Origin of the sequence: Shewanella sp. S23-S33 (assembly GCF_043359565.1) — a bacterium.
GTDB lineage: Bacteria > Pseudomonadota > Gammaproteobacteria > Enterobacterales > Shewanellaceae > Shewanella > Shewanella oncorhynchi.
The window spans coordinates 21,075-30,021 of sequence record NZ_JBHFFD010000054.1 but is presented as its reverse complement, the minus strand read 5'-3'; the positions used below and the strand labels follow the sequence as shown (position 1 = coordinate 30,021).

At 45.0% G+C, this 8,947-nt stretch carries 10 protein-coding genes; 2 read left to right on the top strand and 8 right to left on the bottom strand.

Translation table 11 applies throughout. The annotated features are described in order from the left end of the window. The coding region (locus ACHA99_RS14910; RefSeq protein WP_393943533.1) for a glutathione S-transferase family protein at window positions 1–619 on the top strand (619 nt) is incomplete at its 5' end. Between the two features lie 109 nt (window positions 620–728). Here ACHA99_RS14910 and ACHA99_RS14905 read toward each other — a convergent pair. From ACHA99_RS14905 to ACHA99_RS14885, 5 genes are all read right to left on the bottom strand, one after another. Then, the gene (locus ACHA99_RS14905; RefSeq protein WP_393943531.1) at window positions 729–1,229 is read right to left on the bottom strand and encodes a DUF4447 family protein; all 501 of its coding nucleotides are present in this window, start codon (window positions 1,227–1,229) and stop codon (window positions 729–731) included. Between the two features lie 30 nt (window positions 1,230–1,259). After that, window positions 1,260–1,667 (bottom strand): SMI1/KNR4 family protein, encoded by a 408-nt coding sequence (locus tag ACHA99_RS14900; RefSeq protein ID WP_113939053.1) that lies wholly within the window; start codon window positions 1,665–1,667, stop codon window positions 1,260–1,262. Window positions 1,668–1,841: 174 nt separating this feature from the next. Beyond that, on the bottom strand, window positions 1,842–2,627 hold the full coding sequence (locus tag ACHA99_RS14895) for a RelA/SpoT domain-containing protein (RefSeq protein WP_393943529.1): 786 nt from the start codon (window positions 2,625–2,627) through the stop codon (window positions 1,842–1,844). Window positions 2,628–2,844: 217 nt separating this feature from the next. Continuing rightward, complete coding sequence (locus ACHA99_RS14890) at window positions 2,845–4,929, bottom strand: M13 family metallopeptidase (protein WP_393943527.1); 2,085 nt, start codon at window positions 4,927–4,929, stop codon at window positions 2,845–2,847. A 261-nt stretch (window positions 4,930–5,190) separates the two neighbouring features. Continuing rightward, window positions 5,191–5,745: a sugar O-acetyltransferase gene (locus ACHA99_RS14885; RefSeq protein ID WP_393943525.1), complete on the bottom strand. Its 555-nt coding sequence runs from the start codon at window positions 5,743–5,745 to the stop codon at window positions 5,191–5,193. Between the two features lie 77 nt (window positions 5,746–5,822). On the opposite strand from ACHA99_RS14885, the gene rsuA reads away from it, so the two are divergent. After that, window positions 5,823–6,575, top strand: a complete 753-nt coding sequence (rsuA, locus tag ACHA99_RS14880) for a 16S rRNA pseudouridine(516) synthase RsuA (RefSeq protein ID WP_393943523.1) — start codon at window positions 5,823–5,825, stop codon at window positions 6,573–6,575. Window positions 6,576–6,646: 71 nt separating this feature from the next. Here the strand turns inward: rsuA and ACHA99_RS14875 are convergent, their stop codons facing one another. Genes ACHA99_RS14875 through ACHA99_RS14865 form a run of 3 tightly spaced genes read right to left on the bottom strand, consistent with a single transcriptional unit; the run spans window position 6,647 to window position 8,717 of the window. Next, window positions 6,647–7,603 carry a DUF4097 domain-containing protein gene (locus tag ACHA99_RS14875; RefSeq protein ID WP_393943521.1) on the bottom strand — a complete coding sequence of 319 codons (957 nt, stop codon included), beginning with the start codon at window positions 7,601–7,603 and terminating at the stop codon, window positions 6,647–6,649. Beyond that, window positions 7,600–8,184, bottom strand: coding sequence for an anti-sigma factor (locus ACHA99_RS14870; protein WP_113939048.1), 585 nt, complete (start codon window positions 8,182–8,184; stop codon window positions 7,600–7,602). The genes ACHA99_RS14875 and ACHA99_RS14870 overlap by 4 nt, the downstream gene beginning before the upstream one ends. After that, on the bottom strand, window positions 8,184–8,717 hold the full coding sequence (locus ACHA99_RS14865; protein WP_393943519.1) for an RNA polymerase sigma factor: 534 nt from the start codon (window positions 8,715–8,717) through the stop codon (window positions 8,184–8,186). Before ACHA99_RS14865 ends, ACHA99_RS14870 begins: the two co-directional genes overlap by 1 nt. Window positions 8,718–8,947 lie beyond the last annotated feature (230 nt).

The following is an 8,947-nucleotide window of genomic DNA, read 5'->3' as shown; positions in this document are numbered from 1 at the left end:
TGGCACACCGCGCAGTCGCGCATTACGAGTTGCTTGGGTGTTGGAAGAGTTGGGGGTTGATTGGGATTTTTCCTTTGTGGATATGACTAAAGGTGAGCATCGCAGCGCGGCATTTTTAGCGATAAATCCCTGTGGTAAAGTGCCTGTGCTAACGGATGCTGAGCTAGTGTTATCTGAATCAGCGGCGATTTGCCTTTATCTCGCAGAAAAGTATGGCGAGGGTAAGTTGTTGCCACCAGTGGGGAGTAACGCTTCTGGTTTGCACCATCAATGGGTAAGCTTCATCATTACTGAGCTTGAGCAGCCGCTTTGGACTTTGGGTAAACATAAGTTTGCCTTGCCTGAGGCGCAGCGTCATCCGCAGATCATGCCTTGTGCGGTATGGGAGTTTGATAAGGCGGCGGCATTGGCCGCAGCCATGTTGCCTGAAAGTGATTTTTTGCTCGGTGATGACGTTTCGGTGGCGGATATTTTGCTAGCCCATACCTTAATGTGGGGCACATTATTCGAACAAGCCATTCCACCTAAACTCGCCGCTTATCGCGATAGGTTGTCTGCGCTGCCGTCGCGTCAATCAGCTTTACAGAAGATGGATGCTGTGGTGGCCGCTAAGGGCTAATCATTCTAAGTCGCTGATTATCTGAAATCATTATGAGAATATAAAAAGGGCAGATAGTGATATCAGCCCTTACTGTTAACGCGAGTACTAAGCTTCTGGATTTGCACGCTTATAGCTGAGTCGCAGCCCACTTTGCGCGACTTTCGCGGCTTTCACTCATTTTGGTTGGTTCACGGAAGGCTTTGTAGGCCTCCACGTCGAGAGCCACTAGGCTGACGTCGACTTCTAGGACCAGTTTGCACTCTTTCTTAATGCGCCAAGCGGCCGTGTTGTACAGCTCAGTAAAAGGCAGTGAACTTAAGAATTCGGGGTTGTATTGTGTGTAAACCGCTTGAGTGGGGTAGACCACGAAGGCTAAGTGACGTTTAGGTTCTTTCTTAAATAGTTCTTCGATACCATCGCAGGTGTTGAGCACTTGCATCTCAATGATGTCATCAATATCAAGCAGTTTCTTTTGTGCCAGCTCAGGTACCAGTTGTTCACCGCTTTCCCAGGCGAATACATCGGCTTCGCTATGGTTAGTCAGAGCACCAACTTGAGCCGCGCTTAAGCTGAGTGACTGGCGTAAGTAGCTCATTTCGATGGCATTCAAGCCAATGTTCTTAGACATAATCGTGTTCTCAATGCAATAAAAGTAAAATTAGTATTTGATCTTTAACCAGATTTCTTCAACCCATTCCCAAAACGACTCCCAATAGATATCGGTAAAGTCGCCGTTTTTCCAGAAATGTACTTGACCATCTTGGTCGATACAGTAAAAAGCATCACCCTGCTGACATATGGCAATCATGTCCCTTGGCATACCGATGGACCACGCATAGCAAGTCACTTCGGGCAGGTAGGTGTGCGAGTAGGGATCCGATGCTGTTACTGGCTCTATCGTGCCGTAAATTACATCACTGGCATACAACAGGTATTCTTTTAGCTCCCTTGGCAATGAAATCAGGATTTGCTCTTCGACTTCGACGAGCTGCTCAAATGTGGGTAATTCGAGTGGTACAGGAACAGTTTCGCTGCGTTCTTGGAGTTGCTCAATAATGTCGTGCATGGCGTTTCCTGCTGATAGGGCTATGGCGCGGGATTATATACTTAAAAAGACGTTCGATGCGAGAGAGTGCTTTTTTTCAGCTTATTTTTAATATGGTTTTTCAGGCGCTGTAAAATATAAAAAAAGGCGCTGGTACCTTTACAGATAACCAGCGCAAGAGTGGAAGCTTTTTAGTTAAGTGACTGAGGCTCTTAATAAACTGGCTTCATCAACCCGTTTATAGTTAAGCCATGCCTTATGGTACAACTTATGTGATTCTTGGCGTAATTGGGCAATCTGCGCGAGTTCAAACTCACTTAGTGAACGTTGTTGTTCACGAGCATTGGCCTCAATCCTCTGTACTTTTTCATATACCTTGTGTTCAGGACCATTTTTAATATCGGCGATATCCTGTAGGTGTAATTGCACTTCAGCAATCATGCCTGATTGGGGTAAGCGTACCAGTAGATTGAGATCGCGATAGCCGGAGGCTTTAGGTTCGGCAAAGCGGTTTTTTTGTTTCACAACTTGGGTGTGCTCATTCAAAGTTTGGTAGGCCTGCATCAGATCTTGAATGCTGTCGGTCACAATACTTGCCCTTGCAAGGTCGGTAATTTGGCTGGCATCACCGTTAAATTTTGTCGCCACTTTATCGGCTGCTCTTTGGTAACTCTTTACTGGCGGAACAATCACTAGTGCCTGTGAATAATGGGCAATCTTGGTGAGTAATTGAGCGAGCTCAGCTTGTGCATCATAGGCTTGGTGATGGAGCACGGATAAGTCATTCGAGGATTGATGAGGCGCATCGAAGGTCTGACTGCTGAGTGCATATAGACCTTGTAGGTCATGGCTTGATGCCTGTCTTGCACTGTAATTACCACGTTCTGCTTTACTGTCACTGATGTCGAGAGGATTTGCTACACCAGCGCGGCTCGATAATAAGAGTAGAAAAATAAAAAAGGTACGAAATAACTTAGTCATGCGGCCTACTTCCTTATGGGTGAGTTATTCAGGTCACTCATCCACCATAGGCTTCTATTGCTTAATTAAAGCTGAACCAACCATGAAGACTTGTTCATCTTGCGCATGGGTTCACATTCATAACTCAGTGGTTTAAGGAAATAAAAATGGCGCCACCTGTAACAGTGAGCGCCATTGTTGGCCAGCTTATGCCGCTGAACAGTGATTTAAATTTGGCTTACCAAATTTTTACGCGTTTCTCTGGTGCGATATACATGGCATCGCCAGGTTTTACATCATACGTAGTGTAGAACTCAGGCATGTTAGATAGTGCACCCAGTGCGCGGAATTCCGCAGGTGAGTGTGGATCAGTCGCTACGCGGTTACGCATGGCTTCTTCTTTAGCTTTTGCGCGCCAAATTTGCGTGAAGCCGATGAAGAAACGTTGATCGCCCGTTAAGCCATCGATAACGGGCGCATCTTTACCGTTAAGCGATTTCTTATAAGCACGATAAGCGATAGTCACACCTGACAAGTCACCAATGTTCTCGCCTAAGGTTAAGCTGCCGTTGACATGCAGATCATCAAACACTGCGTAACCATCGTACTGTGCGATTAGCGCTTTGCCGCGAGCAGAGAACTCTTTCAAGTCTTGCTCTGTCCACCAATCACGCATATTGCCTTCGCCGTCGAATTTAGCGCCTTGATCGTCAAAACCATGGCCCATTTCGTGGCCGATTACCGCACCAATACCACCGTAGTTGACTGCATCGTCAGCTGCCAAATTGAAGAAGGGTGGTTGCAGAATAGCTGCAGGGAACACGATTTCATTCATGGTTGGGTTGTAGTAAGCGTTAACCGTTTGTGGCGTCATGTGCCATTCGTCTTTATCGATTGGCGCGCCCAGTTTGGCTAATGATTTAGCATGTTCAACTTCACTGGCACGCATAGCGTTACCGACTAAGTCGTCTGCCTTGATGGTCAGCTTACTGTAATCTTCCCATTTGTTCGGGTAACCGATTTTCGGGTTGAATTTTGCTAATTTATCCGCCGCAGCCACTTTAGTGCTGTCGCTCATCCAAGTTAATTCTTTGATGCTGTCGCCGTAAGCACCACGCAGGTTTTCAACCAGTGCTTGCATACGGTCTTTGGCTTCTGGAGTGAAGTGACGTTTGACATACACTTTACCCACAACTTCACCAAGAACGCCATTGACGGCTGCAACGCCACGCTTCCAACGAGGTTCTTGTTCTTCTTGACCATTTAAGGTTTTAGAGAAGAAAGCGAAGTTTTCATTGTCTAACGCTTCACTCAGATTGCTCGCCGCGTGCGTCAGCACTTGCCATTGCATATAGGTTTTCCAAGTGGCTAACTCAGTCGTTTTTAAAACTTCGTTTAACCCTTGGATATAGCTAGGTTGGTTAACTATGATATCGGTTTGCTTGTCAGCGCCAAGAGCGGCTAAGTAGCCTGCCCAATCGATATCCGGTGCCAGTGTTGGCAGATCTTTGACTTGATATAGATTGTAGGTTTTAGTGCTGTCGCGATTTTCAACCACATCCCAATGCTTAGCAGCAATCGCCGTTTCTAAGGCTAAAATAGCTTCAGCACTGACTTTAGGGTTAGCGAGACCCGCAAGGGTAAACATTTTTTCGATATGAGCGACATATGCCTTACGGATATTAACGAAGCGTTCGGATTCGTTAAAGTAGTAGTCTTTCTCTGGCAGGCTTAGGCCATATTGATAGAGATGCGTTGCGTAACGGCTAGAGTTTTTTGCATCGATATCGATATAAAATGCTATTGGGGTACCCGCGCCAGCGATTTGGCTGTGGGCGAAGTACTTCACTAATTCATTCTTATCTTTTAAGGCATTAATAGCATCAAATTCGCCTTGGATTGGTGTGACTCCCAGTTTATTGAGTGTCTCAGTATCCATAAATGAACGATATAAATCGGCCACTTTTTGCTCGTCTGTACCAACGACGAGATTGGGCGTTGCAGCCACTTCTTCGATAATGGCTTTTACGTCGTCACGTGATTTTTCACGTAAATCGTAGAAAGCGCCAATGCTAGTGCGATCGGCTGGGATCTCAGTGTTTTTTAGCCAAGTGCCGTTAACGTATTTATAGAAATCGTCTTGTGGACGAATCGCTTTATCAAAATTAGCAAATTCAATTCCAGAACCTAGTGCTTGAGTCACTGCCGCTGCGGTGGCTGTTTTAGCAGTTTCAGGGACTTTAACTTCGGCAGCCTTGTCATTACAGGCAGTCAGGCCTGCGATAAGTGAGGCACACAGTCCCCCAATGAGTACTTTTCTCATGTTGTTTCCTTCGAGTTTATTATTGTGCCCATTATTGGGGCTGTTATTTTGGCAAAATGGGATTGCTTCAGGCGCAATGAACTATGTTAATGCCTTACTAGGAATCGAAACAAGGTCATTACAGTGTTTATCGTGGATTTATCTTGAGTGATATGTAACTAAAGGTTACCAGTGAGTATATTTAAGTCAGTAGCTGCAAAGTTACCGTATGCAGGCCTTTTCAGGTAAGCGAGCACTTCGATTTATCATTTTAAAATAGGGTTAATTCAGTTGCCTAATTCGTTTTGCAGGGTTACCTGCAACCACTGTTTTGGCTGCGACATTTTTAGTCACTACGGCGCCAGCACCGATGACGGCATCATCACCAATATTGATTCCTGGCATTATGATTGCGCCGCCGCCAATCCATACCCGTTTACCGATGTGAATCGCTTTAGCGGTTTCCAAACCTGAGCAACGTAGCTCGGCATCAAGTGGGTGACTTGAGGTATAAAACTGTACATTGGGGCCAATCATAGTCTGCTCGCCAATAGAAATGGGCGCATTATCCTGCAAGGTGACATTCACATTAATGAACACTCTGTCAGCAAGAGTGAGATTGATGCCATAACTGATAAAAATCGGCGTGGAGATAGTTGCGGCTGGCGATTTAAGGGGCATAAGTTGTTGGCAGAGTTGGGCGTACTCAGTGCTATTTTGAGCAATCGTTTGATTTAATTGTCGATTCAATCGCTGCTGTTGTGTTCTTAAACTTAAGAGTTCGCTGTCAAGACAATCATATTCTTGGCCTGTGATCATCTTTTGGAATTCAGTCATAGCATCTTTCCCTATGGTGATTGCTGTCAATGCGTAAGGGCTAAATAGAAACACTGCTCGCGTTGAGCAGCAATTCTTTGCCCTTTGAACTGGTCGGCTTCATAATACGGCAGTTTTCTTTATTGAAGTTGAGTATTAACGTGCGTTTAGACAAATTTATCTGTGAGAGTACCTCATTGACTCGCTCATTAGCGAAAAAAGCCCTGCATCGCGGTGATATTACTTGTGATGGCTTAGTCGTCAAAGACTCGGGTTTTAAAGTGACTGAAGGTATGTGTGTTTGCCTTGAAGGCGAGCCGATTGTCTTAGTGGGCGAGCGTTATTTAATGCTTAACAAACCGGTAGACACTATTTGCTCGACGATAGATGAAACCTACCCTTCGGTATTGAGCTTAGTGGATGTGCCTAAGCCAGAAACTCTGCACATTGCTGGTCGTTTAGATGCCGATACTACAGGGCTAGTGTTGATTACCAGTGATGGTCAATGGTCGCATAAGATCACCTCACCGAAGAAAGAATGTGGCAAACGCTATTTAGTGCAACTCGCTGAGCCTGTGGATGCTAGTTTGATTGCGGTATTTGCCGCTGGCGTTGAATTGCGTGGTGAAGATGGTCTAACTAAGCCGGCGTTACTGGAGATTATTGATCCACAATTAGTGCGATTAACCATCACCGAAGGTAAGTATCATCAAGTGAAGCGTATGTTTGCCGCTGTGGGCAATCATGTGCAAGGGTTGCACCGTGAAAGTGTTGGGCAAATTGAATTAGACCCCTCCTTAGCACTGGGTGAATGGCGATATTTGACGCCTGAAGAGATAGCTTCAGTCTAACGAGTTTGATATAAAAAATGCCGCCTGAGTTTTGCTTTGGCGGCATTTTTATTTGTGCTAAATAGCTTTTATTACTGTTTCTTTAAAATTAGATGACCGCTGATGGTATTCATCTTCACGTTGGCAGCGCCAGAGCCTGTTTGGAATGATAACTCTGTGCTTGGTACATATTTTTGTTTTTGCGGTACATCTTGGGTTAAACCGTTGTTGATTTTTCCACCAGGACCACCATCTAAGTTGAAGCTGGCATCGGGAACATCATTAAAGATCACGGTAATATCGCCACTCACACTTTCTAAATTCGCTTTGTTGAAGTTTTTAGCGAGTGACACTTGTGAATCTCCGCTGACGGTTCTGAGCTCGATTTCTTTGGTGACACTAAAGTTAGCATTCACTTCACCTGAGACTTGTTCAATCGTGACTTTTTCTGCTTGAGTGTGGCTTTTTAAGTCACCGCTAACGAGGCGATAATTCATTTCTCCTTTACTGTCAGTGTCCTGAATCGTGCCGGATACGGTTTCTAATTTGATTTTTCCATCAAGTGCTTTGGTCGTGATATCACCAGAGACTGTATGTAACTCAGGTTTACCACTTAAGTTGTTGGCGTTGATATTGCCGCTTACCGTATTCAAATCCAGTTCACCTTGAGTTTCGGCAACTTGCAGATTGGCAGAGATGGTATCTGCACTGAGTTTAACCGTTTTTGGGACTTTAATGGTGAGCTGTGATCCTTTGTCATTATTGCCATTATAGTGGCGAGGCATTTTGTCTTCGATATTGAGACTATTTCCCTGTTGCTCAAACACAAAGCCTTCGCTCAATTCATCTAATGTGCCAGTGACACTCACTTCACTCTTGTCCCATGTTTGAATGGTCACATCACCGCGTTGGACTTTGATCTGCAGTTTAGTGTCGCTGCTGACACTTAACTGTTTATCAACGCTTTGTGCTGCTAACACATTGCCCATTAAGCCTAAACAGAGTGTCGAAACCAATAGGCTAGCTTTAGTGAGATTGCGGTTGCTCATAAGGTGTTTCCTTGTGTCGAGTTTCTAATGGGTAATTTTTGGCCCTGTTGTAATAGGTCGAGCTCACGCTGCTGCACCCAAAGCCAGAGTTGCCAAAGTTGTTTATCGGTTGGATTTGCTTGTAAAGCTTGGTAAATCTGTGTTGCCGCGAGCCTTAGCTCAGTTAAACCTTGCTCAACGGGTGCGCTGAAGCTGCTCGTTTGCCACATTAGCGCATTTGGCGCCTGTTCTAGGTTGTCCACTTGCGCTTGGTGTGATGTTGCAATTTGGGTGAGTAATAAATGTAAGGCCGCATCCCCTGGTTGCTCTGGCATAGCTTGGTTCTGGGCAAGCTCTGTCTGCTGCATTATGAATGAGTTGAAATAGGGCAATTGGGTATATCCCAATGCCGCTAGAATAATAAACGAAGCCGCTATCGCCCAAGCGTGACTCTTCTGGGATTTGTACGTTTGGGGTATCAGCGTTTTATCCATGCGTTTTTCAATGCCTTGCCACAGATCATGTGTAGGCGACATCTCTTTGGGCGCGCTATTGATCAATTGCTCAAGCTGTTGTTCACGGGAAAGCGGCGTTAACGTCATTACAGCATCTCCTGTAGTAGTTGCTTAGCTCTATGGTATTGGGTCTTGCTGGTGCCGACGGCAATGCCAAGTAAGTCAGCGATTTCATCATGTTGATAACCTTCGATTGCACAGAGTACGAAAACCATGCGAGCGCGTTCTGGCAGTTTGAAAATTAACTTATCTAATCCGCTATAGCTGCTATCAGAGCTTAAGGGCTCAGTTTCATGTTCCAGCGGAATAAATCGTGACCAAAAGGACTTTTGTTTACGAATGCTGCTCAATGCTTGATTGACACAAATACTGTGTAACCAAGTGGAAAACTGACTCTCACCTCGAAATTGTGGCAACTTCTGCCACACTAAAATAAAACACTCTTGGGTTATTTCTTCAGCAATAGCGCTATGGCCGCAAAGGCGCAGTGATAGGGCGTAAATACGTTGGTAATGGCTTTGATACAGCAACTTGAAGGCAGTTCTGTCTCCTTGGCTCGCTAAGGTGACCAGTTCAAAGTCAGACATTGAGCCATTGAGTGGGAGGATCCCTGCTGTCACTGTAATTTCCTGCCATAATGATTGAGTGTTGTAGTTTTGACGCAGTGGGCGCTACAAAAGGTTTGGAACCTTAAAAAATATATTTTATTTAGATCAATTATCCAGCGTAACATTTTTGTAATCTGTAGTAGAATTCGCCCGAAAAAGTACTGCTAAGCTAATGAAGTAATTCATTTTATATCAATTGATGTTATGACACTTACATCTGCTTTGAGACGGTATATTTAACG

Coding starts and splice junctions, on each gene's coding strand:
- ACHA99_RS14885 (WP_393943525.1), bottom strand. CDS start 5,745: ATGACTGAATTCCAAAAGATGATCACAGGCCAAGAATATGATTGTCTT.
- ACHA99_RS14870 (WP_113939048.1), bottom strand. CDS start 8,184: ATGACGTTAACGCCGCTTTCCCGTGAACAACAGCTTGAGCAATTGATC.
- ACHA99_RS14900 (WP_113939053.1), bottom strand. CDS start 1,667: ATGCACGACATTATTGAGCAACTCCAAGAACGCAGCGAAACTGTTCCT.
- ACHA99_RS14890 (WP_393943527.1), bottom strand. CDS start 4,929: ATGAGAAAAGTACTCATTGGGGGACTGTGTGCCTCACTTATCGCAGGC.
- ACHA99_RS14905 (WP_393943531.1), bottom strand. CDS start 1,229: ATGTCTAAGAACATTGGCTTGAATGCCATCGAAATGAGCTACTTACGC.
- ACHA99_RS14875 (WP_393943521.1), bottom strand. CDS start 7,603: ATGAGCAACCGCAATCTCACTAAAGCTAGCCTATTGGTTTCGACACTC.
- ACHA99_RS14895 (WP_393943529.1), bottom strand. CDS start 2,627: ATGACTAAGTTATTTCGTACCTTTTTTATTTTTCTACTCTTATTATCG.